Source organism: Elongatibacter sediminis (assembly GCF_037892215.1).
Lineage (GTDB): Bacteria > Pseudomonadota > Gammaproteobacteria > Xanthomonadales > SZUA-36 > Elongatibacter > Elongatibacter sediminis.
Map to the genome: position 1 here is coordinate 127,397 of NZ_JAZHOG010000003.1, position 22,007 is coordinate 149,403.

Consider the following 22,007-nt stretch of genomic DNA (forward strand, 5'->3'; position numbering starts at 1 on the left):
GCTCCCGCTTTCCGCCCGTTACCGCGGACAGGGCTGGTTGGCCAGCACCCGGGCCAGCGCGTGGGGCTTGAGATGACCGGCCTTGTTTTCCGCCCGGCGGGTGAACGCAACGATGGCGGCGCGGATTTCTTCCAGCGCCGCGTGGCTGCCGGCGGGAATGCGGCCGAGGTAGTCTTCGCCACCGGGGTTGGCGCCCCAGTCATTGAAGGGGAAGGCGGCCCCGCCCGTGAACAGGCCCGGCACGTTGTTCACCACCGGCGTGTACTCGACGCCGAACTGGTCGGCGGCCTCCACGTAGCCGTCGATGAACTGCTGGTCGGGAACGAAAGACTGCAGGGTCAGGTAGGCGCCGGCGAACTGGGTGTAGCCGCTGCTGTCCGAGCTGAACAATTCGTCGTCAATCGTGCCCACGAGTTCGAACAATGCCGCGGATTCCTCCAGCGACGGCACCCGGCCGAATTCGAGTACCGCGTAATTGGCCGGAAAGTCGAAGCTGGCCGGATCATCCGCGTCGAGCAGAAACGCACTGCCTTGCGAGAACACGAAGCCGAGGGCGTTGGTGAACACCTCGATGTCGTCCATGGTCGCCGCATTGGGGCCGCTGTCGATCACGGTGTAGGCATAGGCGGGATTGGTCGAGCCCGCAAATCCGCCCGCGACCACGGAGAAACTGGTGTTCAGGGCATTGACCGTATTGATGCCGCCGGTTTCCTCGAGCGCTTCCAGCACGTCGTCTACCGCGCCGCAACTGAACAGACGTTGCGCGAAAGCCTCGCGAATCTCAAGAGACTGGGAACGAAGGTCGGTGGTGTCGACAACCGACGGATTGGCCATGGGCTCAACCGAGCCGTAGGTGTTGGCGCTTGTTTCGACGGACCAGGCCGTGAGCAGTGCGAGTACGAATAGCAGTCGATACATGGGGGGTTGCCTCCGGTATCTCTTTTCGGGGTTCGAATGATCAGACGCGATTGCGCGGCGGATGATTGCAAGTATAGGCAAATTCCGGAGCTGCTGAGGATCGGTGCGGGCGCGCGTACTCAATCAGATTCGCAACGGGCGCTCTCGAAACAGACGTCGTCGCCGTTGAGCGGGATGTGGCCGGTTTTGTCCAGGATGCCGGAGAGCAGCAGGTTGGCGATGTCCACGCCGTTGTCGCTGACGGTGACCAGGGTGATGTGATCCATGGAGCGGCCCTTGGCCGGCAACTGCACGCCGCCGGTGGTGGCGAGGCGGATGTAGTCGCGGCCGCGGCGCTGCTGGTGGCGGTAGGCGTGCTCATGGCCGTGGAATACGGTGTAAGGCCGGTCGGCGAGGGCGTCTTCGATGTCTGAAAACGGGGTGCCGCCGTGCCGTTCCCAGGCCGCCTTGTGCAGAAACAGGAAGGTCCAGCGCACATCGGGGTTGGCGGCGATGACCTCGCGGAAATACGTCGCCTGGCCGGCGCTGATGTTCCCGGCGGAGTACTCCGGCGCTCGGCCGTAGTCGGAATCGCGCAGTGCGCCCCAGCCTTCCTCTGGCACCCGGGCCAGCGCCTCGGTGCGCATGCGTTCGAGTTCCCGGGTGCGCTCCGGCGTGTGGTCTTCGGTGTCCAGCACCAGGAACAGCACCTTGCGATGAATGAAGTGGTAATAACGCGGTCCGTTGCGTTCGTCCCATACGGCCTGCATGACTTCGCCGGCCAGATCGTGGTTGCCGCCGACGTAGTAGACCGGCGCCCGGGCGTGTGCCGCGCGCTGGTCGAAGTCGTCCCACTGGCGGTTGAGCTCGTCGCGGTCATCGGTTTCGCCCTCGACGAGATCGCCCACATTCAGAATCAGCTCGGGTCGCAGCAGGTTGAGCTGGGCGATTGCGATTTCAAACACACGGGGGCGTTCGCCGCCGGTCAGGTCGGAAAAGACCGCGAAACGAAACGGTGTGTCTTCCTCAACATCGGTCTCGGCCGGTGACGATTCAGTCAGAGACGGGCCGGGCGGCAGTGCCGCGGTACCGAGGTTCAGCAGGGCGCCGAGAAGGATGGGGGCGACAGCGTACATGCGATGCATTGTACCGCCGCGAGGCCCGCTGCGAGTCATGAATCAGCCGGGCCCGGGTCGGGAAAAGGGGATTCGCCGGTCCGGATACGATTGCCTGGTGGGCCGGTTTCGGTTTAGATGGTTGGAGTTTTCGGAATACGACGGGGTCTCGGGAATTGTCGGTCCGCACATTCATTTCCGGTCGGCGCACATTGACCGAAGGGTCCACCCGCACTGCCGTGGGCAGCCGCGTCAGCTGGGACTGGATCAGCAAATCGGGTAGGGAGCATGCGGACAGCCGAATTGGCCTTTATGCCGGCGAGCCGGAATCGTACGAACGGTTCGAGGCACGGTTCCGGCCCGTTATCCTGCGTTGTCATGGCTTGACCGGGTTGCCGCTGGAGGCGCATTCCGGGGGGCGTTTCCTGGCGGCACCAAAACGGCCCCGGGCGGATCCGCCGGCCGTGTCCAGCCGCATTCGCCTCGCGCGCAACATCGAGGGATTCCACTTTCCGAGCGCCATGGAACGGACGGAGCGGTGCGAAGTTCTGCGGGTGGTTGCCGATGTCCTGCGCGACGTACCGGGGCGGCTCTACCCCCTCAACCGACTCGCGCCGGAACATGAACGTGCCCTGCGGCGCACGAAAATGCTGTTCGACAATCGCGATCGGTTCATGGCCAGTGCCGGTATCCTGGATGACTGGCCGGAGGGGCGCGCGGTATTCGTGGCGGCCGATGGCCGGGCCGGTGTGTGGATCAACGAAGAAGATCATCTGCGCGTTTTCGCGATCACGTGCGGCTACGACATGGCCTCTGCGGCGGATGCGGTCAGCGGGCTGCTCGAGGTGATCGAGCAGCGCCTGACTTTCGCTTTTTCCAGGCGTCTGGGCTTCCTGACGAGTTGCCCCGGAAATCTGGGTACCGGTATGCGCGCGAGCGTGCTGGTGCCGTGTAGTCCGGTGCAGGTGCGTCGGCTGCGCCAGTGGAATCTGGAGCTGCGTGGCGCCCGGGGCGAAGGCAGCCAGGTTGTCGACGGGATCCATGCCGTGGCGAACCGGCGGTGTCTCGGCCTCAGTGAAGCGGATATTCTGGAACGCCTGGACGCGGCCATCGCTCACGCGTTTGCCGCTTGAAAATCAGGGTGTGAACGTGCCGGTTACCGTTTCAACAACTCGCGCTCGTCCAGCCCCATGCCGCGGGCGATGATTTCCTTCATGATTTCCGAGCTGCCGGCGTAAATGCGAGAGATGCGGGCGTCGGTGAACATGTGCGAGATGCGGTACTCGCTCATGTAGCCGGCGCCGCCGTGCAGCTGCACGCAGTCGTCCATCACGCGAGACTCGGTTTCGGTGGCCTGCAGCTTGGCTTCGGCCGCCAGTTCGGCGGAGAGTGCTCCTGCGTTATGCAGCAGCACCAACTGGTCGACGAAGGTCTGGGTGATGTCCAGCTGGGTACGCATCTCCGCCATCTTGAAACGGCTGTTCTGGAACGCCGCGATGGGCCGGCCGAAGGCCTTGCGCTCGAGGATGTACGCTTTGGTCAGGTCGAAGGCGGTCTGGGCGTGGGCGATGCCCTGGACGGCGTTGATCAGCCGTTCTTCGGCCAGGAAGTGCATCAGGTTGTAAAAGCCGCGGGTGGGGTCGCCGAGCACGTTCTCGGCGGGTACCCGGACGTCCTCGAAAAACAGTTCGGCGGTGTCCTGGGCCTTGAGGCCCATCTTGTCGAGGTTGCGTCCACGCTTGAAGCCCTCCATGTCGGCTTCCACCACGAACAGGCCCAGACCGTGGGGCTTGTCGGGCACGGTGCGGGCGGCGACGACGAAGTGGGTGCCGTTGATGCCGTTGGAAATGTAGGTCTTCGAGCCGTTGATGATCCAGTCGTCACCATCCTGGATCGCTCGCGTCTTGATGCCGGCAACGTCGCTGCCGGCACCCGGTTCGGTCATGGCGACGCCGAGGATGGCCTCGCCCGAAATGCACTGCGGGATCAGGCGTTGTTTCAGCGCCTCGCTGCCGAGTTCGCCGATGTAAGGGCCGACCAGCCGGCTGTGCAGGGTCAGGAACAGGCTGATATCGCCGTGCCGGATGCCTTCTTCGGTGACAATCTGCTCGAAGCGGAAGTCCTTCAGGCCCAGCCCGCCGTACTGCTCGTCAGCCCACATGAACAGGTAGCCCTGCTCACCGGCCTTGCGGAAGGCGTCCTTGTCGCAGATGCCGGCTTCGCGCCAGGCCTCCACGTTCGGTTCGATCTCCTCTTGCATGAAGCGACGGACCTGATCACGGAACAGGTCGTGCTCTTCGTCGAATATCAGGCGATTCATCGGCGTACTCCTGCCAGGCCGCTCAGGCGGCCCGGGGGACGGGGTGGAAGGGCTGCTTTTCCGCGGCCCTGGCGCGCAGCGCGTCGGAAACCCTGAAGCGTTCACCATAGGCCTCGGCCAGGCGGTCGCATTCGGCCACGAAGTGGTCGATACCCACGGTGTCGATAAAGGACAGCGCACCTCCGGTCCAGGGCGGGAAGCCGATGCCGAAAATCGAACCGATGTCGCCGTCGGCGGGATCGGTCAGTACGCTTTCTTCCAGGCAGCGGGCGCTCTCCAGCGCTTGCCGATAGAGCAGGCGGGTCTTGACCTCGTCCACACCGGGTTGTTCATCGGCCACCGGGAAGTGTTCGGCCAGGCCGGGCCACAGACGCTTTTTCGCGCCTTCCGGGTAGTCGTAGAAGCCCTTGCCGTTCTTCTTGCCCAGGCGGCCGAGTTCATCGCCCAGCTTGACCAGTGCGGCATCGGCGGCATCGCGCGGGAAGTCTTCGCCTGTGGCCTTGGCGGTTTCCCGGGCCACGTGCAGGCCCAGTTCGATGGAAACCTCGTCCGATACGGCCAGCGGGCCCACCGGCATGCCGGCCATTTTCGCGGCGTTTTCGATCAGTGCCGGATTGATGCCTTCGGCCAGCATCAGCACGCCCTCGGTGGTGAAAGTGCCGAATACCCGGCTGGTGAAGAATCCGCGGCTGTCGTTGACGACGATCGGTGTTTTGCGAATCTGCTGTATGAAATCGAGGCTGCGTGCGATGGCCTCATCGGACGTCTTCTCGCCGACGATCACTTCGACCAGCGGCATTTTGTCCACCGGCGAGAAGAAGTGAATGCCGATGAAGGAGGCCGGACGGCTGGAGGCCTGTGCCAGCCCGGTAATGGGCAGGGTCGAGGTGTTGCTGGCGAAAATGGCGGTTTCCGGGATCACCGCTTCGGCTTTGGCGGTCACGTCGGCCTTGATCTCCGGGTTTTCGAACACGGCCTCGATTACCAGATCGCAGCCGGCCAGATCGGCGTAGTCGGTCGTCGGGCGGATGCGATCGAGCACGGCGGCTTTCTTGTCTTCGGTGGACTTGCCCCGGGCAATTGCCTTGTCCAGCAGTCCGGTCGAATAGGCCTTGCCTTTTTCGGCCCGGCTCATGTCGGTGTCCAGCAGCACGACGTCGATACCGGCTTTGGCCGAAACATAGGCGATGCCGGCGCCCATCATGCCGGCGCCGAGGATGCCCAGTTTGCCGACCTGGCTCTTCTCGATGCCTTCGGGGCGCCGCGCCAGTTTATCGGCCTTGCCCTTGTTCACGAACAGGGTGCGCATCATGTTGCGTGCCACCGGTCCGGCGAGCAGCTTGCCAAAATACTGCGATTCGATTTCGAGGCCGGTGTCGATGGGCACCACGCTGCCTTCGTAGATCGCCGACAGCGCCGAAATCGGAGCCGGGTAATTATGTTGCGTGTTGCCGGCGACCAGCGAGGTGCCGACCATGAAATTCTGCGCCAGCTTGGGGTTGGTCGCACCGGCTCCGCCCGGAATGCGGAACCCCTTCTTGTCCCACGGCTGTTCCGGATCGCCGGTCTCCAGGACCCACTGGCGGGCCCGTTCGACGACTTCGTCGACCGGGGCGAGTTCGTGCACCAGCCCCAGTTTCAGCGCGTCGGCCGGTGATTGGTTGCGGCATTGCAGAATCATCGGCAGCGTGGCTTCGATGCCGATCAGGCGTGGCGTGCGCTGGGTGCCGCCGGCGCCGGGCAGCAGCCCGATGTTGACTTCGGGGAAGCCCAGCACGGCTTTTGGGCTGTCGGCCAGTACCCGGTAGTGGCAGGCCAGGCAGACTTCGAGCCCGCCGCCCAGCGCCAGACCGTTGATGGCGACGGCGAATGGTTTGCCGCAGGTTTCCAACTTGCGCAAACGCCGGTTGAGACCGGCGCTGAACTCGGCCGCCTCACTGGCGGTGACGCCGCGATCGTAAGCGGTCACCATGTCCTTGATGTCGGCGCCGGCGATAAAGGCCTTCTTGCCGGAAGTCAGTACCGCGCCCTTGACCGCGTCATCCGCGGCGACCCGGTCGACCACGGTTTCCAGGTCGGCCATCAGTTCAGGGGTGAGCACATTCATCGACGTGCCGGGCAGGTCGATGGTCAGCAGCGCGACGCCGTCATCGTCGACGCGGTAGTGGATGGTTTGGGTGTTCGAGTCGGTCATGTCGTTTTCTCTCGGAAATTCGGTGGGGCGCTCAGACGCGCTCGATGATGGTGGCCGTGCCCATGCCGGCACCGACGCACAAGGTGACGAGGGCGGTGCCCTGTCCGCGGCGTTCCAGTTCGTCGAGCACCGTGCCCAGGATCATGGCGCCGGTTGAGCCCAGCGGGTGGCCCATGGCAATGGCGCCGCCGTTGACGTTGATTTTCGAGTGATCGATATCGAGTTGCTGCATGTAGCGCAGCACCACGGCCGCGAAGGCCTCGTTGAGTTCGAACAGGTCGATGTCGGCGGTGGTCATGCCGGCACGGGCCAGGACTTTCTCCGTGGCCGGCGCCGGGCCGGTCAGCATGATGGTGGGCTCGGAGCCGATGGATGCGAAGGCCCGAATACGGGCTCGCGGTTTCAGGCCCATCCGCTCGCCGGCGGCCTCGTTGCCGATCAGCACGGCGGCCGAGCCGTCGACGATGCCGCTGGAATTCGCCGCGGTGTGACGGTGATCGATGAATTCGACATCCGGGTAGCGCTGCAGCGCGACGGCGTCGAAGCCGCCCTGCTCACCGGGGATGGTGAACGCGGGTTTCAGGCTGCCCAGGGTTTCCATGGTCGATTCGGGGCGCATGTGTTCGTCGTGATCCAGGGCCACGTCGCCCAGGTGGTCCCGGATGGGCACCACCGAGTTCGCGAAGTAACCGTTTTCCCAGGAATGGGCGGCCCGCTTCTGGCTTTCCAGCGCGTAGGTGTCCAGGTCTTCGCGCGAAAAGCCGTACTTGGTGGCGATCAGGTCGGCGCTGATGCCCTGAGGTACGAAATAGAGTTCATAGGCCGTCTGTGGATCGGTGGCCATGGCGCCGCCGTCCGAGCCCATGGGGACGCGCGACATGCATTCCACGCCGCCGGCCACGGTCACGTCCGACTGCCCGGACATGATCTGCGCGGCGCCGGTGTTGATGGCCTCCAGTCCCGAGGCGCAGAAGCGATTGATCTGCTTGCCCGGAACGCTTTGCGCGTAGCCCGCCTTGAGCGCTGCGATACGGGCGATGTCAGCCCCCTGTTCGCCAATCGGGGTCACGCAGCCGAAGATCACGTCATCAATGATCGATGTGTCGATCTGGTTGCGATCGCGCAGGTGGCCGAGCACCTGGCTGGACAGGTCCGCGGGGGTGGTGCCGTGCAGCGAGCCGTTGGGGCGTCCCCGCCCGCGCGGAGAGCGGACGTGGTCGTAAATGTATGCGTCGGTCATGTTCTACCTCGTGATGCCCTGTGGGGCAGTTCGTTGTGGGAATTCAGGTCTGTCCGAGCAGACAGCGCATGTCGGTGCGCATGTCGGCATAGGCCTCGCTCAGGTTCAGGCTGGCGTCGATCAGCCACTGCAGATTGACGCCGACCAGGTTGCCGTAGATCTGCCGAGCCATGCGATTGGCATCGACGTGGTCCGGAATCTCGCCCGTGGCCTGGCCACCGCGAATCCAATCGGCCATGGTTTCACGCTGGCGAGCCATGAAACGGGCGACATTCGGTTTGAAGTCCGAACCCGGATCCAGCGCGCCGAACCACAGGATGTACATGGCACGCAGCCGGTCCCGATGACGCTGCACGAAATCACGGTGCGCCTCGTTGGCGGCTTCCAGTGCTTCGAGGCCTGTGCGCTCGCCAACACGCGAATGAAGATCCTCGAGGAACGCGGCGTGGACCTCGCGCAGCAGGCTGCGAAACAGGCCGGCTTTGCCGCCGAAATGATGCGTGGCCAGGCCCCGGCTGTAGCCGGCTTCCTCGCCGATGGCCTTGAGTGTGGCGCCGCTCACACCGACCGTGTTCAACAGGTCGATGGCCGCACCGATCATGCGCGATTCGGCCAGCGCCGTGCGTTCCGCCTGGGTGCGGCGGGAATCGGGGACGGTGGTCTGGGATGAGCGATCGGTCATACGAATAAACTTGTTAGCGACAAGCAAGTTTATCGTGTTGGTCGGAACTGTCAAGTGAGCGAGTCCCTCGCGGATCGCTCGTTCGCGGACCTGTGTGGTGGTGTTTCCGGCGATTGACCGTCGTGTTTACCCGGGTTCGAATGGATGATCGCCGGCCGTGCTCAAGTGCTCCGTTACCCGCCTGACAGGTCGTTTACGAGCGCTTTTCGGGTGGCTTCGTCGAGGACGGTTTCGTGTGGATAGAGATCGGATCGCACGCCTGCCTTCAGTCCGGCGCCGTTCTGCAGCGCGGCGACCGCGTCCGGCGTGAATTCGAAGCGCATGAAGTGCACGGCGGAGGTTTTCTCGTCGGTGGAACGGTCGAGGTCTTCGTTGGCGATTGCATAGACGGTGTCGAAGCCATCGACCTGCATCCAGACCTGGTTTTCCACTCCGGTCAGTTCGGCCAGTCGGCGGCGGCGCTCCTCGACCTCCGGGAATTCGAACATGGCGGTGCACTTCAGGTTGCTGCCGTCGGGGATCAGCGGGTTGTAGGCGGCCAGTTCTTCCTCGATGCCGGCGGCCTCGAAGATGCGCTCGATGCGCAGCATTTCCTGCACCTGGTACTGAATGGTCAGGCGGTCTTCGAAATACAGCGTGAAGTTCGGTCCGATCGCGACGCGGCGGTGCTTTTTGTGTTGCATCACACGGGCGCGGAAGTCATCGCGCTGTTCGGCGTATTGCTCCAGGGAGAGGAGGTCCTCGCGGGTCAGTGGATTCATCGATGGTGCTCCAGAAGGGGCGTTGCAGCCTGCTGCTCAGTCCAGACCGTAGGCTTTGCGCAACAGGCTGATCGGGTTGGTTTCGCCGTGCCTGAGTTCGAGTCCCTCGGCGATCTGGCTGGCGGCCATGGGGCAGTCGGAGACCAGGTATTCGGCGGCGGTTTTCTGTACCCGGCTGCGAACCGGCCGGGCGATTTTCTGCGAACGCTCCCAGGTGCCGGCCCGCACTCCGTAGGTACCGTCGTGGCCCGAGCAGCGCTCGATCATGGTGATTTCGGTGTCGGGCACCAGCGCCAGGATATCCCGTGTCTTGGGGCCGATGTTCTGTACCCGCTGATGGCACGGCACGTGCCAGGCGACTTTGCCGAGGCCGTGTTTGAACTCCGTGTTCAGCAAACCTTCCTTGTGTCGGTGGGCAAGGTATTCGAACGGATCGTAGATGTTGGCTTTGACCTTTTGCACGTCCGGGTCGTCCGGATACATCAGCGGCAGTTCCTGCTTGAACATCAGCACGCAGGACGGTATGGCCGCGACGATGTCCCAGCCTTCGTCGATCAGGCGGATCAGTTCGGGAATATTGGTTCGACGGTACTTGTCCACCGTCTTCAGGTCGCCCTGTTCAAGCTTGGGCATCCCGCAGCATTCTTCTTTCGAGGTCAGCCGCACCGGAATGCCGTTGTGCTCGAAAATCCGGATCAGATCCTGGCCGATGTCCGGCGTGTTCACGTTGCAATAGCAGGTGGTGAACAGCGCCACACGGCCACTGGTGGAGCCGGCTTCCCGCGCCGGTAGATCAGCCGGCCGGCGGTTGCGGTCCCGTTTGCGCAGTGTCTTGGAGTGAAATTCCGGCAAGGTCGCACGCACGTCCACGTCCAGGGTTTTTTCCATCAGCTTGCGCAGGCCCTTGTTGCGGCCGGCTGCGTTGATGGCCGTGGAAACCACGGGAAGACTGGCGACTTTGCCCTGGATTTTGGTATTGCTCAGCAGCCGGTGGCTGATCTTGCGTTCGCCTTTGTCGAACTGGATGGCCTTGGCCCGCAGCATCAGGTGCGGAAAATCGACATTCCATTCATGCGGCGGCACATAAGGGCACTTGGTCTGGTAACACAGGTCACACAGGTAACACTGATCGACGACTTTCCAGTAATCATCCCTGGCGACACCGTCGACCTCGAAGGTTTCGGACTCGTCGACGAGGTCAAACAGGGTCGGGAAGGCATCGCACAGCGAAACGCAACGGCGGCAGCCGTGGCAGATGTCGTAGACGCGTTCGAGTTCGTCGAACAGGCCTTTCTCGTCGTAAAACGCCGGGTCTTCCCACCCCAGGGCATGGCGGGTCGGTGCTTCGAGGCTGCCTTCGCGCATGGGGCACACTCCTTCCAGGTGTAAATCGTCAATACCGGGATCGGGGCCGCAGATGGCCTCCGGTTTCCGGGGTCGAGGGAAAGAAACCGGAGCCGACGGCCGGCCCCGGCTCCGTTGATCGTCGCGCCGTTGGCGCGACGGCCGGGGTCAGCCCAGTTCGTCCAGGGCCTTCTGGAAGCGGTTGGCGTGCGAGCGCTCCGCTTTGCCCAGGGTTTCGAACCAGTCGGCGATTTCGTCGAAACCTTCGTCACGCGCCGTGCGCGCCATGCCCGGATACATGTCGGTGTATTCGTGCGTTTCACCAGCGATGGCGGCTTTCAGGTTGTCGGCTGTTCCGCCGATCGGCAAGCCCGTGGCGGGATCACCGGATTCTTCGAGGTATTCGAGGTGACCGTGCGCGTGCCCGGTTTCGCCTTCGGCGGTCGAGCGGAATACGGCCGATACGTCGTTGTAGCCCTCGACGTCCGCGCGCTGCGCGAAGTACAGGTAGCGGCGGTTGGCCTGGGACTCGCCGGCGAAGGCGTCTTTCAGGTTCTGTTCGGTTTTGCTGCCTTTCAATGACATTGGATTTAAAACCTCCATAGCTAGGGAACGGATTGATGCCCGTACTGCAAGCTTAGCGATCCCTGGGCGATAGGTGAAATTGAATTTCATGATCGGACGGATAGAGACCGGCGATGATGAACTCCCATTTCACCCAGCATTCGATCGTGGCATGGATGACGATCGAGGAGGGGGTTCCGGCGGCCGGCCCGGGCAGCCCCTTCGGACTCCGGTTGATCGCTTGCAGGGCGTGTGCTGCAATGCGGTTTCCCCACGGCCGGGTGTTCAAGCGCACATGATCCGGAACCTGTTGTTCGATCTCGACGGCACCCTGGTGGACAGCAGCGGCACCATATCGGCCGCGCTGATCCACGCGCTCGAGCGGGCCGGTTCGGAACCGCCGGATGCCGGCGCGGTGCGGGCCTTCATCGGTCGTCCGCTGCTGGAGATATTCAGTGAGGACTTCGGCATGGACGAGCACTCGGCCCGGCGGGCGATCGACGATTATCGCGCGCAATATGCGCGGCTGGGCCGTGAAGGATCCCGGGTGTACGCGCACGTCGAGGAAGGTCTGGCCGCGCTCGCCGACGCCGGATTCCGGTTGTACGTCGCCACCGTCAAGCCGGAGAACATCGCGGACCGGGTTCTGCGTGATTTCGGGCTGCGATCCCGTTTCAGCGGCATTGCCGGCAGTTCACTCGACAGCCAACGGCGGCACAAGGCCGATATCATCGCACACGCGCTGGAGGTCAACGCCCTGGCGCCGCACCGCAGCCTGATGATCGGCGACCGGGCCGAAGACGTGAATGGCGCCCGTCAGCACGGTATCGACGCGATCGGCGTGGCTTACGGTTTCGGGGGACGGGCGGAACTGGATGCGGCTGGCGCCCGGCAGGTGGTCGATGGTTTCGACGAGGTCACGGCCCTGGCGCTTTCGGAGTGCTCGCGATGAGTGAGGCCGAATACGCGGACCTGCTGCGCCGCAGGGAACAGGCGCTGGGTCCCGCCTACCGGCTGTTCTACGACGACCCGGTTCACCTGGTGCGCGGTGAAGGGGTCTGGTTGTTCGATGCCGAGGGGCGCCGCTACCTCGACTGCTACAACAATGTCGCGTCGGTGGGCCACTGTCATCCGTATGTCGTCGAGGCGCTGGCCCGGCAGGCCGCGACCCTCAATACCCACACACGTTACCTGCACGAAAATGTAGTCGCGTACGCGGAGCGGTTGCAGGCCACGATGCCGGATGAACTCGACACCTGCATGTTCGTCTGCACGGGCACCGAGGCCAATGACCTGGCTTTTCGCATCGCGCGCATGGTCACCGGGCAGCAGGGCGCGATCGTCGCCGAGGATGCCTATCACGGAAATTCCATGGTGGTGACGACGCTGTCGACGGCCGAGTACCCGGCGGCCGACCGTCCCGCCTGGCTGGCCACGGTCGAGCCGCCGAATCCCTACCGGGGGACGTTTCGGTATGGAGAGGAGGGTCTTGGTCCGAAGTACGCCGGTCGGGCCGGCGAAGCCATTACGCAACTGGCCCGGGCCGGTCACCGGCCGGCGATGTTCATGAGTTGCGGTATTTTCGATTCCAACGGCGCACTGGTCCCGCCCGAAGGCTACTACCGGGAAGTGTTCGCGCAGGTCCGGGCGGCCGGCGGGCTGTGCGTCGCGGACGAAGTGCAGTCCGGCCTGTGCCGGCTCGGCGACCATGTCTGGGGGTACCAGGACTCCGGCGTGGTGCCCGACATCGTCACCCTGGGCAAGCCGATCGGCGACGGTCATCCCCTGGCCGCGGTGGTCACCACCCGCGACATCGCGGCGGCATTCGCGCGCAAGTTCAGTTACTTCAATACCTTCGGTGGTAACCCGGTGTCTGCGGCCGTGGGCCTGGCGGTGCTCGATGTAATCGAGCGGGAGAACGTGTTGCATCGGGTGCACGACATGGGCCGGCTGTTGCAACCGCGGCTGCGTGGCCTGATGGAGCGTCACGAGCGGGTCGGCGACGTGCGCGGCAAGGGGCTGTTCTGGGGGATCGAACTGGTCACCGACCGGGCCACCCGGGAGCCGGACCGGGCAGCGGCCGGGCAGGTGCGTGACCGGCTGCGCCAGCAGGGCGTGCTGGTGGGTACCACCGGTCCGTACGGCAATGTCGTCAAGATACGGCCGCCGCTGGTGTTCGCGCCGGAACACGCCGAGTTACTGCTCGACCCGCTGGATGCGATTCTGGCCTCACTGGGCTGAGGATCTGCCCGGCCCGCGCAACCGGTGGTCTTGCTCCGGGCCGCGATGCACCCGTACCATGGGACCGAGTCGATGCCCGGCGCCAGTGCCCGGGCGCCGGCCTCTCCCTGATTCGCCTGGAGCCCAGACATGACCTCGCGCTACCTTCCACTGGCCCTGTTCCTGGTACTTGTCGTGATGGCCGCGGCATTCGGTGCCAGTTTTCCGGCGGGAGACTGGTACGTCGAATTGCGCAAGCCGTACTGGACGCCACCGGCCTGGGTTTTCGGCCCGGCCTGGTCGGTGCTTTATGTGCTGATGGCGCTGGCCATGTGGCGCGTCTGGATAACCGGTCACTACGTGCGTGTCGGCGCACTGATCTGGTGGTTGATCCAGCTCGGCCTGAACGCGGCCTGGTCCTGGCTGTTTTTCGGTCTCAACCGGATTGGCTGGGCAATGGCCGAAATGGCGCTGCTTGTCGTGTTCGTCATACTGTGCATCAAGGCGTTCTCATCCATTTCACGTCTGGCGACGTGGATGATGGTGCCCTATTTGCTGTGGTTGCTGTTCGCGTTCGCGCTCAACGTCACGATCTGGGACATGAACGGCGGCGGCGCCGGGCTGTTCTACTTCGATTGAGAGCTTGACTCATGGTCCGACCCGGAAGAGGGCTGTGGCCAGCCCCTTCCGGTCCCGGGATTGTGTTTGCGGCCCGCTGGCCCGTTCAACTGTTGCCGGGCTGGGTTATGCAAAATACATTCAGCTTGTTGCCGTCGAGGTCACGGAAGTAGCCGGCATAAAAACCCTCCTCTCCACGCGGTCCGGGCGCGCCTTCATCGGCGCCGCCCAATGACAATGCCCTGGCGTGTACCTGCTGAACCTGCTCCGGGGTCTGCGCGGCCAGCGCGACCATGGTGCCGTTGCCCACCGTGGCCGGCTTGCCGTCGTGCGGCTTCGAGGCGGCGATACCGGGTTGTTCCATCGAGGTTCCCCAGGCGATGAACTGGTCCTCTTCCATGATGCGCCGGGCGCCGAGTTCACCGAGCAGGGCGTCGTAGAATGCCGCGGCGCGCGGCAGATCGTTGGTTCCGAGGGTGACGTATCCAATCATGGTTGTATCTCCGTTTAAAGGGTCGCACAGGGTCGGTGCGATTTCCGGCAGACCGGGTTCCTCCGATCAGCGGGTTGTTCAGGCTGCGGCCGGGAACGGCGGGACGCCGAACAACCAGGCATGCAGGAACAGCAAGGCCAGGTAAGCGACGGTGCCCACGGCGAGCAGTTTCAGGTCCGCATCGCGGCCGACCGGCGCGGGCGGCGGGCGGGGCCCGTCACGATGGTTGAGCGCGAGGCGCTCCAGCACGGCCCAGGCGGCGAAGCCGCCAAACAGCAGCACCGAGCGCGATTCTCCGTTCGCCAGCAGGTGGCCCAGACCCCACAGCGTCACTCCGGTCAGTTGCGGGTGGCGTACCAGGCGCTGGACGTTGCTCTTCAGGTAGGGTGCCGGAAACAGTACGAAGCCGGCCCAGACCAGCAGCAGGGCGACGTATCGCCCCCACTGCGGCGGCGAATACAGGGGTTCGGCCGATGCGCTGCGCCAACCGGTGATGATCAGGAACAGTGCGGCGAGCGATATCAGACTGAAGACGGCCTTGTAGGGATTCTCGCCGATGCCCCGAATCAGCGAGCCGCGCACGCGGGCAGCGACCGCCGGTATGAGATGCACCAGTGAAAACAGCGCGATTCCGATTCCTAGACGGTTCATGCGTCAGGTTCCGTGATTTCACCTCTACTTCAGCGTAGACGAAATTTCAATCGGCGTACCGTTCACCGGCCGCGGTGGACCCGGCCGTCCTTCATCACGAACCGGACATCGCTGAGCAGGGAAACATCGTCCAGCGGATCGCCATTGACGGCGATGATGTCGGCCAGTTTGCCCGGCGCGATGCTGCCGAGTTCATCTTCCACCCGCAGCAATTGCGCCGCCGTCACGGTGGCGGACCGGATCGCTTCCAGGGGCGGCATGCCGCCTTCGACCATGTATTCGAATTCACGTGCGTTCTCGCCGTGTGGGCCCACGCCCATGTCGGTGCCGAAGGCGATGGTCACTCCGGCCTTGTAGGCGCGGCTGAAAGTCTCCTGGATCTGCGGGCCGACCGCGGCGGCCTTGGGGCGAACCACTTCCGGCAGATAACCTTCCTCACGGGACTTCTCGGCGACGAACTTGCCGGCCGAAATGGTCGGTACGTAATAGGTTCCGCGGTCCTTCATCAGGTCCATGATCTCTTCGGTCATGTAGGTGCCGTGTTCGATCGAGCGCACGCCGGCGAGAACGGCGCGTTTCATGCCCTCGGCGCCGTGTGCATGAGCGGCGACGTCGAGACCGTAATCGGTCGCGGTCGCGATCAGCGCGTCGAGTTCGGCCATGCGGAATTGCGGATTCTGGCCGTTCTTCGCCAGCGACATGACGCCGCCGGTAGCGGTGATCTTGATCCAGTCCGCGCCATCCTTGTAGCGCTGGCGCACCGCTTTGCTGGCGTCCTCGGGACTGTTGACGACGCCTTGCGCGGGGCCGGGATCACCCATCAGGTCGTCACGGTATCCGTTGGTCGGGTCGCCGTGGCCGCCGGTGGTTGCGATGGTCTTTGCAGCGGTGAAGATTCGCGGGCCGGTGGCGATGCCGTTGTTGATGGCGTTGCGCAGAGCGACGGTCACGTTGGCGGCATCTCCCAGGTTGCGCACCGTGGTGAAGCCGGCATCCAGCGTGATCGCGGCGTAGTGGGCGCCGGTCAGCGCCCAGTCCGCCGCATTGTTCTGGAAGCGCTTGATGTAGGCGTTGCGCGAGGACTGGCTGTTGAGATGCACGTGCATGTCCATCAGGCCCGGAAGACAGGTGTCGAGTGAGATTCTCTCGGCGTCCGCGGGCGCCTCGACCTCAGATGCGACCGCTTCGATGCGATTGCCTTTGATCCAGATCTGGCGTGCCTCGAGCATGCGGCCCCGCTCCACGTCGAGCAGGTGTTGGCAGTCAAGCACGGTGTCTGCGCCGGCGCCGGGGGCGGTCGACAGCAGGGCGCAGGCGAGCAGGGATGTTTTGAAACGAGAGATCATGAAGGGTTCCTTGTCATGGGTCATGTTTTCGGGTTGCCGCAGTGAGTACGCGTCCGGGGTCATTCGGGCGGGGCATCGATCAGTGCGTTACCGCAATGCGGACACTTGAGTTGCCTGATCCATTCGCGATTGGCGTCCATGAGCAGACCATGCGCCTCTTCTTCGCTGAGGTTGAGTTTCTCGCGCAGCCGCTCGAGTTCCCGGGCTTCGTCAGGGGTCAGGCTGCCGTCTGACAGCATGCGGCCGAGAGCACGGCTATAGGCTTGCTCGCGACGGCGCATTTCACTGGCGAAACCCGAGGCGAGTATACCGGCGGGCAGCGCGGCCATGCCAATGCCGATGAGCGCGATGAGACCTGCGAATGCCCTTCCGAAGCCGGTGACCGGCACCACGTCGCCGTAACCCACCGTGGTCAACGACACCACGGCCCACCACATGGCCCGCGGTATGCTGCCAAACGCCTCAGGTTGCACATCGCGTTCGAGTAGATAGATGCCCCATGAGGCGAACACCAGGATGACAAGCAGCAGAAACGCGACCAGGATCAGGGTACGTGCCTCCTGGATCAGCACTGAGCGCAGCACATTCAGTGCCGGCGAGTAACGGGTCAGTTTGAAAATCCGCAGCAGCCGCAGTCCGCGGAAAATACGCAGCAAGAGCGTGGAGTGTGTGCTTATGGGCAGAAACAGGAACACGTAGAACGGCGCAATGGCCAGCAGGTCGATCAGCCCCAGTGGCGAAAACATCCACCGTATCCGCGCCCGCAGCGCGCTCATGCCCTGGTAGTGTGACACGTCGATGCAGGTCCATAGGCGGGCCAGGTACTCCACCGTGAAAATCGCGACACTGAACAGCTCCAGTCTCCACAGTCGCGCATTCCACGGTTCCGGCAGGTCGGGCACGGTGGCCAGCATGACGGCTGCGACGTTGACCACGATCAGGATAACGAGACCGATGTCGACGACCAGGCTCCATCCGTCATCGTCCCTGCCGGCTTCCAGCAATTCCGCGATCCGATGGCGAATCCGGTTCACGTTCATCCTCAGCTTGCGATCAGTTGGCCGATGCGGCCAGTGAGAATAGCCAGATAGTTGCCGGCAGCGTAGCCGATCATGGCCATGAGAATGGAGGCCGGCACCAGCGAGGGCCGGTGGTGCGCGGCGACAACGGGGGCTGAGGCGGCGCCGCCGATGTTGGCGGCAGAAGCGATGGCCAGGGTATGGACATCGACCCGAAACAGCCATGCACCGAACAGTACGAAGGCGCCGTGAATGAATATCCAGACGTAAGCCAGCAGTACGAAGGCGCCGATGGTTTCCAGGCTGGCCTCGCTGAGGTCCATGGTGGCGCCGATTCGCGCCACGTAGACGTAGATGATGGCGATGGCGATGGGTTGTGCCGCCGGCAGTCGCCGCGCCGGTGTCGCCGATGCGATCAGCGACAGGGTGGTCACCAGCAGAATCAGCCAGGTGCCGGCGCTGATGACCGTGGCTCCCCCCAATACAACGGGTGGCAGTACCTCGGCCAGGCCGCGCGAAATCCATGTAGTGCCGACGGCGAGCAGGGCCAGGGCCAGGAGTTGGGTCATCGACGGCGGTCTTTCGTCGGTATCCATTGCGGCCGCCGCTCTGTCCATGGCCGTGATCCGGTCCGCCGGAACCTTCATCCAGCGGTTGAAACGGTCGGCGAAGGCCTTGGATCCGAGGAGGATGGGCAGCCAGATCAGGTAGACCATCTGGTCGGCGGCGGCCGCCAGGGTCATGTGACCTGCGTCGGCGTCGAGCGCGGCATGCGCCGCCGTCATGTTGCCGGTGCCGCCGATCCAGCTTCCACTCAAAGTGCCGAATGCCTTCCAACTGTCTTCGGGCAGCGGGAAATGCAGCGGAAATCCCGCCGGTGTGGCCAGGATCTGCCCCAGTGTGTAGGCGACGATGCCACCGATGACGACGCCGACGCTGCCGAGCAGCATCACGAAAACGCCCTTGCCCATGATGCGAACCGCGCCGACGACATCGACCTTGATCAGCATCAGTACGATGAACATCGGTAAACCGTAGGTGTACAGGAAGTCGTATGCGGTGCTCTTGAAGGGAATGATGCCGGTGTTCGACAGCAGTACCGGTGTGGCGTAAATGAAGATCAGCGGGGGCAGGTAGTTGAACAGCCTCCAGCCACTCACCCGTTCCAGCCAGAACCAGAAGCTGACGACCGCAATCAGCACCGTCATCACGCCCACGGGAGAAGAGATCAGCGTTTCATTCATGCAGGGCCTCGGTTCCGGTTGGTCGGCTGAACAGGTTCACCTCGTCATTGATGCATCAGCCTACAGGCTGAAGCCGTGGCGTCCAACAGCCGGGGCGTCGCCTGGCTGATCGGGTCGGCCGGTAACACATGCAGCCGGCGGTTACGCACGGCGCTCAGGGTCGGCCAGTCCCGCCATTGCTGCAAGGGGTCCTGCCCGGGTGCGGCGGCCGGCGCAAACATGATTTCGGGATCGGCCGCGATGACCGATTCGTGAGAAATCTGGGGTGCCAGCGATTCGGCTTCAGCGAACACGTTGCGGCCACCGCACAGTGCCAGGCTGCGGGCAATCAGGTGCGCGCCGTTGATGGTGAACAGCGGCCGGGAGTCGACCTGGTAGAAATACCGGACCGGCGGGCGGTTGGCGAACTCCGTTTTGAGCCGTGCGAGTTTGCGATTGACTTCCAGCGCGGCCGCGTCCGCTGATTGCCGCATGCCGGTTGCCCGTCCAATGTGCTTCAGGATGCTTGCGATTTCCTCCGGACTGCGAATCTCGATCGACCAGGTGGTGATGCCGAGGTCCCGCAACCGGGCGACGGCGGCGCGCGGGTTGCCGCTGTCCCAGGCCAGTACCAGATCGGGCCGCAGTGCCAGAACCTGTTCGAGGTCGATCCGGAAGGCGTCTCCGATGCGGGGCAATTGCGCCGCTGCGGGCGGGTATTCGCTGTAGGCGACCGTGGCGCGAATGCGATCGCCGGCGCCGGCGGCGTAGACCAGTTCGGTCAGATTGGGTGACAGGGTGACGAGAGTTTCGGCGGCTCGGGGCAACTCCAGGGTTCCGCCATCGGCCTGCGGCAGCCGGATGGGATCGGCGAAAGATTCGCCCTGAATGATCAGGCAGACGCAGAGCGCTGACAGCAGGGCCGCTCGCCGGTGATGGCGAAGGAAGAATCCGAGCCACCGCCCGGGTCTGCTGCGCATCGGCTTGTTCAGGTGACCACGTCGATCAGCAACAGCAGGGCCAGTACCGTCATCCAGACACCCAGAATCCGCCAGACCAGGTCCATCGACTGCTTGAGGCAGGACAGCGGGCCGTCCAGCTGGTCGGCGTAGCCATCCTGGGCGGCGTGGCCGGTGAGGACAATTTGCCGCGCGCTGGCGAGCAGAAACCCGTTGTCGCCTTCGAACAGGCCGTGGCCCTGCTCATCGTGATAGGTCTTCCAGGCGGCGAAGACCGAGTCGAAATCGGTCGCGATGGCCAATGACAGGGTCATGAGCTGTGCCGCCGGCCAGTCGAGAATCTGGCGGGTGCGCAGAAACAGGTGCTTTTGCCCGTCGCTGAGGTGGGTGCGCTCGCAGGCCAGCCAGTCCACGACGCGGTACAGGAACGCGCCGACGACGCCGAGGACGGCGAACCAGAATATGATGCCGAACCAACGATGCAGGGCTTCGCTGAACACCGCGCCCACCGTCGCCCCGCGGCTGGCTTCCTGGTCGTCGGGCACTTCGCCGCGGAGCAGAGCCGCGTGCGCACGCTCGCGTTCCGGGCCTTCGGGTGCCGCGATCAGGTCCGCCACCTGGGTGTCCAGGTCGCGCGGTCCGAACGTATAGACCAGAACCGCGATGGCCAGCAGGAACACACCCAGGGTGCCGAAGGCGGTGAGCACGAGCTGATTGAGCAGTCCGAGCAGCAGAACGGGGATGAACAGGATGATCAGATAGCCGGTCAGATCCTGCCACGACGGCAGCTTCGAGAAGGCGTTGTCGGCAATGCCGATCCATTTGTGCAGCCACTGGTGGTTGCGTACCTGGCCCAGTTCGCGAATGAAATGGCAAAGCGCGAAGGCGAGCAGTATGGCAATGATGGTCATCCGTCGAGTCCGTCCGCAGCGCGTTTTAGCTGACCTTGCGCCGATTCTAGCAAAGGCGTGAACCGGCGGTACGAATCAAACCTTGCCGCGGACCCGGCGTGTGACGGCCTCGAGGTCGGCGCCGGCCTGCTGCAGGTACCAGTCGGCGATCAGCCGGAAGGCGATCGAGACCGGCGGCGACAGCAGCAGGCTGCCGTCCTCAACCGCCGCTGTCAGTTCGTCGGTCGTAAACCAGCGCAATTCCTCCATTTCCTCCGAGGGTGCGCAGTCGCGGCTTTCCGCTTCGGCATAGAAACCACACATGGACGAGGCCGGAAACGGCCAGGGCTGGGATGACACATAGCGGATGTCGGTGAGCCGCACACGAGCCTCTTCGAAGACTTCGCGTACCACCGCGTCTTCCAGGCTCTCGCCGGGTTCGACGAAGCCGGCCAGGGTGGAGAATCGCTTCGGTGGCCAATTGGCATTGCGTCCGAGCAGACAGGCGTTGCCATGGGTTACCAGCACGATGATGGCGGGATCGATGCGGGGGAAGGACTGGCGGGCGCACTCCTCGTTGCTGCAAACCAGTTTGTGCCCGGCTGAACTGAGGTGGTTGGGATTGCCGCACACGCCGCAGAAACCGTGCCGATATTGCCAGTAATGCAGCGCCTTGGCGTAGGCCAGCACCCCGGCGTGCTTGGCATCCATGTCCACCGAGGCGCGGCGTAAATCGACAAAGCGGGCTTCCGGGTGCCGGCTCAGTACGGCCTCGCGCTGCTGGTCGTTGATCGACACGGCGAAGAAATAGCGCTTGCCGTCCGTGCCCAGCAGGGTGGGGGGCTGGATGCTGTCGAGGTGGTCGAGTTCGCCGTTGCGGAGATAAACGGCCAGTTGGCCCGCGTCGGTCGAGGCGATCAGGCTGCGGCTGCGCCACAATGGCACGAAGCGGGCCGTGTCGGATGCCAGGGCGCGCTGCACCCATTCCTCGTCGTCGCGGTGCTCGACCAGGCGGTCGAGGCGAACGGATGTGAAACGGTTTTGATGAGACCGTGAAACCCGGTCAATACTGACGCTGAGGTCCACCCTGGGCGCTCAGACCGAAAATGATGAACCGCAGCCGCAGGTCGTTGAAGCATTGGGGTTGCGGATGACGAACTGGGCTCCCTGCAGATTTTCGGTGTAGTCCACTTCGGCGCCCATCAGGTACTGAAAGCTGAGCGGATCGACCAGAAGCCGGACACCGTCGTTTTCGACCGCGATGTCGTCTTCGGACTGTTCCTCGTCGAAGGTGAAGCCATACTGGAAACCCGAGCACCCGCCGCCACTGATGTAGACGCGCAACATCAGTTCCGGATTGCGTTCCTCCAGAATCAGTTCCTGAACCTTGCGGGCCGCGGCGTCGGTGAACACGATGCCGTGCATCGCCGCGTCGGGCGCCGGGGCCTGGGGTGAATTCGACTGTGTTGTA

Annotated in this window: 23 protein-coding genes and 1 pseudogene; 5 read left to right on the forward strand and 19 right to left on the reverse strand. The window is 63.9% G+C overall.

The window, feature by feature from the left end; genetic code table 11:
• Positions 1 to 18: 18 nt before the first annotated feature.
• Both V3330_RS05290 and V3330_RS05295 read right to left on the reverse strand, forming a co-directional pair.
• Positions 19 to 918: a hypothetical protein gene (locus tag V3330_RS05290; RefSeq protein ID WP_354694349.1), complete on the reverse strand. Its 900-nt coding sequence runs from the start codon at positions 916 to 918 to the stop codon at positions 19 to 21.
• A 119-nt stretch (positions 919 to 1,037) separates the two neighbouring features.
• Positions 1,038 to 2,033 carry a metallophosphoesterase family protein gene (locus tag V3330_RS05295; RefSeq protein WP_354694350.1) on the reverse strand — a complete coding sequence of 332 codons (996 nt, stop codon included), beginning with the start codon at positions 2,031 to 2,033 and terminating at the stop codon, positions 1,038 to 1,040.
• Positions 2,034 to 2,251: 218 nt separating this feature from the next.
• Here V3330_RS05295 and V3330_RS05300 point away from each other — a divergent pair.
• Both V3330_RS05300 and V3330_RS05305 read left to right on the forward strand, forming a co-directional pair.
• A pseudogene (locus V3330_RS05300) lies at positions 2,252 to 2,368 on the forward strand (hypothetical protein); the annotation flags it as partial.
• Positions 2,369 to 2,476: 108 nt separating this feature from the next.
• Positions 2,477 to 3,145 carry an ATP--guanido phosphotransferase gene (locus V3330_RS05305; RefSeq protein ID WP_354694627.1) on the forward strand — a complete coding sequence of 223 codons (669 nt, stop codon included), beginning with the start codon at positions 2,477 to 2,479 and terminating at the stop codon, positions 3,143 to 3,145.
• A gap of 23 nt (positions 3,146 to 3,168) precedes the next feature.
• Here V3330_RS05305 and V3330_RS05310 read toward each other — a convergent pair whose 3' ends face one another.
• From V3330_RS05310 to V3330_RS05345, 8 genes are all read right to left on the reverse strand, one after another.
• Complete coding sequence (locus V3330_RS05310; RefSeq protein WP_354694351.1) at positions 3,169 to 4,332, reverse strand: acyl-CoA dehydrogenase family protein; 1,164 nt, start codon at positions 4,330 to 4,332, stop codon at positions 3,169 to 3,171.
• Positions 4,333 to 4,354: 22 nt separating this feature from the next.
• A complete protein-coding gene (locus V3330_RS05315; protein ID WP_354694352.1) occupies positions 4,355 to 6,526 on the reverse strand; it encodes a 3-hydroxyacyl-CoA dehydrogenase NAD-binding domain-containing protein in 2,172 nt (723 codons plus the stop codon).
• Positions 6,527 to 6,557: 31 nt separating this feature from the next.
• A complete protein-coding gene (locus V3330_RS05320; protein WP_354694353.1) occupies positions 6,558 to 7,766 on the reverse strand; it encodes an acetyl-CoA C-acetyltransferase in 1,209 nt (402 codons plus the stop codon).
• A 43-nt stretch (positions 7,767 to 7,809) separates the two neighbouring features.
• Positions 7,810 to 8,448 (reverse strand): TetR/AcrR family transcriptional regulator, encoded by a 639-nt coding sequence (locus V3330_RS05325; RefSeq protein WP_354694354.1) that lies wholly within the window; start codon positions 8,446 to 8,448, stop codon positions 7,810 to 7,812.
• A gap of 173 nt (positions 8,449 to 8,621) precedes the next feature.
• Positions 8,622 to 9,209 carry a DUF3501 family protein gene (locus tag V3330_RS05330; protein WP_354694355.1) on the reverse strand — a complete coding sequence of 196 codons (588 nt, stop codon included), beginning with the start codon at positions 9,207 to 9,209 and terminating at the stop codon, positions 8,622 to 8,624.
• A gap of 36 nt (positions 9,210 to 9,245) precedes the next feature.
• Positions 9,246 to 10,574, reverse strand: a complete 1,329-nt coding sequence (locus V3330_RS05335) for a heterodisulfide reductase-related iron-sulfur binding cluster (protein WP_354694356.1) — start codon at positions 10,572 to 10,574, stop codon at positions 9,246 to 9,248.
• A gap of 147 nt (positions 10,575 to 10,721) precedes the next feature.
• Entirely contained in the window at positions 10,722 to 11,138 is a 417-nt protein-coding gene (locus V3330_RS05340) for a rubrerythrin family protein (protein WP_354694357.1), read from the reverse strand.
• A gap of 52 nt (positions 11,139 to 11,190) precedes the next feature.
• Positions 11,191 to 11,406 carry a hypothetical protein gene (locus V3330_RS05345; RefSeq protein ID WP_354694358.1) on the reverse strand — a complete coding sequence of 72 codons (216 nt, stop codon included), beginning with the start codon at positions 11,404 to 11,406 and terminating at the stop codon, positions 11,191 to 11,193.
• Between the two features lie 6 nt (positions 11,407 to 11,412).
• Between V3330_RS05345 and V3330_RS05350 the strand changes: the two genes are divergently transcribed.
• The 3 genes from V3330_RS05350 to V3330_RS05360 all read left to right on the forward strand — a co-directional run bounded on the left by V3330_RS05350 (position 11,413) and on the right by V3330_RS05360 (position 13,976).
• Positions 11,413 to 12,069, forward strand: coding sequence for an HAD hydrolase-like protein (locus tag V3330_RS05350; protein WP_354694359.1), 657 nt, complete (start codon positions 11,413 to 11,415; stop codon positions 12,067 to 12,069).
• Positions 12,066 to 13,358 carry an aminotransferase class III-fold pyridoxal phosphate-dependent enzyme gene (locus V3330_RS05355; RefSeq protein ID WP_354694360.1) on the forward strand — a complete coding sequence of 431 codons (1,293 nt, stop codon included), beginning with the start codon at positions 12,066 to 12,068 and terminating at the stop codon, positions 13,356 to 13,358. The genes V3330_RS05350 and V3330_RS05355 overlap by 4 nt, the downstream gene beginning before the upstream one ends.
• A gap of 129 nt (positions 13,359 to 13,487) precedes the next feature.
• The gene (locus tag V3330_RS05360) at positions 13,488 to 13,976 is read left to right on the forward strand and encodes a TspO/MBR family protein (RefSeq protein WP_354694361.1); all 489 of its coding nucleotides are present in this window, start codon (positions 13,488 to 13,490) and stop codon (positions 13,974 to 13,976) included.
• Between the two features lie 85 nt (positions 13,977 to 14,061).
• Here the strand turns inward: V3330_RS05360 and V3330_RS05365 are convergent, their stop codons facing one another.
• The 9 genes from V3330_RS05365 to erpA form a co-directional block, all read right to left on the reverse strand.
• Positions 14,062 to 14,448 carry a VOC family protein gene (locus V3330_RS05365; protein WP_354694362.1) on the reverse strand — a complete coding sequence of 129 codons (387 nt, stop codon included), beginning with the start codon at positions 14,446 to 14,448 and terminating at the stop codon, positions 14,062 to 14,064.
• A gap of 78 nt (positions 14,449 to 14,526) precedes the next feature.
• On the reverse strand, positions 14,527 to 15,099 hold the full coding sequence (locus V3330_RS05370) for an NnrU family protein (RefSeq protein WP_354694363.1): 573 nt from the start codon (positions 15,097 to 15,099) through the stop codon (positions 14,527 to 14,529).
• 62 nt (positions 15,100 to 15,161) lie between these two features.
• The gene (locus V3330_RS05375; protein ID WP_354694364.1) at positions 15,162 to 16,445 is read right to left on the reverse strand and encodes a metal-dependent hydrolase family protein; all 1,284 of its coding nucleotides are present in this window, start codon (positions 16,443 to 16,445) and stop codon (positions 15,162 to 15,164) included.
• Positions 16,446 to 16,504: 59 nt separating this feature from the next.
• Positions 16,505 to 17,479 carry an ion transporter gene (locus V3330_RS05380; RefSeq protein ID WP_354694365.1) on the reverse strand — a complete coding sequence of 325 codons (975 nt, stop codon included), beginning with the start codon at positions 17,477 to 17,479 and terminating at the stop codon, positions 16,505 to 16,507.
• Between the two features lie 8 nt (positions 17,480 to 17,487).
• On the reverse strand, positions 17,488 to 18,708 hold the full coding sequence (locus tag V3330_RS05385; protein ID WP_354694366.1) for a DUF819 family protein: 1,221 nt from the start codon (positions 18,706 to 18,708) through the stop codon (positions 17,488 to 17,490).
• 44 nt (positions 18,709 to 18,752) lie between these two features.
• On the reverse strand, positions 18,753 to 19,667 hold the full coding sequence (locus tag V3330_RS05390) for a cobalamin-binding protein (protein WP_354694367.1): 915 nt from the start codon (positions 19,665 to 19,667) through the stop codon (positions 18,753 to 18,755).
• Between the two features lie 8 nt (positions 19,668 to 19,675).
• Positions 19,676 to 20,557 (reverse strand): cobalamin biosynthesis protein, encoded by an 882-nt coding sequence (locus tag V3330_RS05395; RefSeq protein ID WP_354694368.1) that lies wholly within the window; start codon positions 20,555 to 20,557, stop codon positions 19,676 to 19,678.
• Between the two features lie 75 nt (positions 20,558 to 20,632).
• Positions 20,633 to 21,622 carry an NAD(+) diphosphatase gene (nudC, locus tag V3330_RS05400; protein WP_354694369.1) on the reverse strand — a complete coding sequence of 330 codons (990 nt, stop codon included), beginning with the start codon at positions 21,620 to 21,622 and terminating at the stop codon, positions 20,633 to 20,635.
• A gap of 9 nt (positions 21,623 to 21,631) precedes the next feature.
• Positions 21,632 to 21,961 carry an iron-sulfur cluster insertion protein ErpA gene (gene erpA, locus V3330_RS05405; RefSeq protein ID WP_435791520.1) on the reverse strand — a complete coding sequence of 110 codons (330 nt, stop codon included), beginning with the start codon at positions 21,959 to 21,961 and terminating at the stop codon, positions 21,632 to 21,634.
• Positions 21,962 to 22,007 lie beyond the last annotated feature (46 nt).

What these genes read in the sequence shown, in the direction of transcription:
- V3330_RS05290 (WP_354694349.1), bottom strand. Translation starts at nt 918, where the DNA reads ATGTATCGACTGCTATTCGTACTCGCACTGCTCACGGCCTGGTCCGTC.
- V3330_RS05295 (WP_354694350.1), bottom strand. Translation starts at nt 2,033, where the DNA reads ATGTACGCTGTCGCCCCCATCCTTCTCGGCGCCCTGCTGAACCTCGGT.
- V3330_RS05310 (WP_354694351.1), bottom strand. Translation starts at nt 4,332, where the DNA reads ATGAATCGCCTGATATTCGACGAAGAGCACGACCTGTTCCGTGATCAG.
- V3330_RS05315 (WP_354694352.1), bottom strand. Translation starts at nt 6,526, where the DNA reads ATGACCGACTCGAACACCCAAACCATCCACTACCGCGTCGACGATGAC.
- V3330_RS05320 (WP_354694353.1), bottom strand. Translation starts at nt 7,766, where the DNA reads ATGACCGACGCATACATTTACGACCACGTCCGCTCTCCGCGCGGGCGG.
- V3330_RS05325 (WP_354694354.1), bottom strand. Translation starts at nt 8,448, where the DNA reads ATGACCGATCGCTCATCCCAGACCACCGTCCCCGATTCCCGCCGCACC.
- V3330_RS05330 (WP_354694355.1), bottom strand. Translation starts at nt 9,209, where the DNA reads ATGAATCCACTGACCCGCGAGGACCTCCTCTCCCTGGAGCAATACGCC.
- V3330_RS05335 (WP_354694356.1), bottom strand. Translation starts at nt 10,574, where the DNA reads ATGCGCGAAGGCAGCCTCGAAGCACCGACCCGCCATGCCCTGGGGTGG.
- V3330_RS05340 (WP_354694357.1), bottom strand. Translation starts at nt 11,138, where the DNA reads ATGTCATTGAAAGGCAGCAAAACCGAACAGAACCTGAAAGACGCCTTC.
- V3330_RS05350 (WP_354694359.1), top strand. Translation starts at nt 11,413, where the DNA reads ATGATCCGGAACCTGTTGTTCGATCTCGACGGCACCCTGGTGGACAGC.
- V3330_RS05355 (WP_354694360.1), top strand. Translation starts at nt 12,066, where the DNA reads ATGAGTGAGGCCGAATACGCGGACCTGCTGCGCCGCAGGGAACAGGCG.
- V3330_RS05360 (WP_354694361.1), top strand. Translation starts at nt 13,488, where the DNA reads ATGACCTCGCGCTACCTTCCACTGGCCCTGTTCCTGGTACTTGTCGTG.
- V3330_RS05365 (WP_354694362.1), bottom strand. Translation starts at nt 14,448, where the DNA reads ATGATTGGATACGTCACCCTCGGAACCAACGATCTGCCGCGCGCCGCG.
- V3330_RS05370 (WP_354694363.1), bottom strand. Translation starts at nt 15,099, where the DNA reads ATGAACCGTCTAGGAATCGGAATCGCGCTGTTTTCACTGGTGCATCTC.
- V3330_RS05375 (WP_354694364.1), bottom strand. Translation starts at nt 16,445, where the DNA reads ATGATCTCTCGTTTCAAAACATCCCTGCTCGCCTGCGCCCTGCTGTCG.
- V3330_RS05385 (WP_354694366.1), bottom strand. Translation starts at nt 18,708, where the DNA reads ATGAATGAAACGCTGATCTCTTCTCCCGTGGGCGTGATGACGGTGCTG.
- V3330_RS05390 (WP_354694367.1), bottom strand. Translation starts at nt 19,667, where the DNA reads ATGCGCAGCAGACCCGGGCGGTGGCTCGGATTCTTCCTTCGCCATCAC.
- V3330_RS05395 (WP_354694368.1), bottom strand. Translation starts at nt 20,557, where the DNA reads ATGACCATCATTGCCATACTGCTCGCCTTCGCGCTTTGCCATTTCATT.
- erpA (WP_435791520.1), bottom strand. Translation starts at nt 21,961, where the DNA reads ATGCACGGCATCGTGTTCACCGACGCCGCGGCCCGCAAGGTTCAGGAA.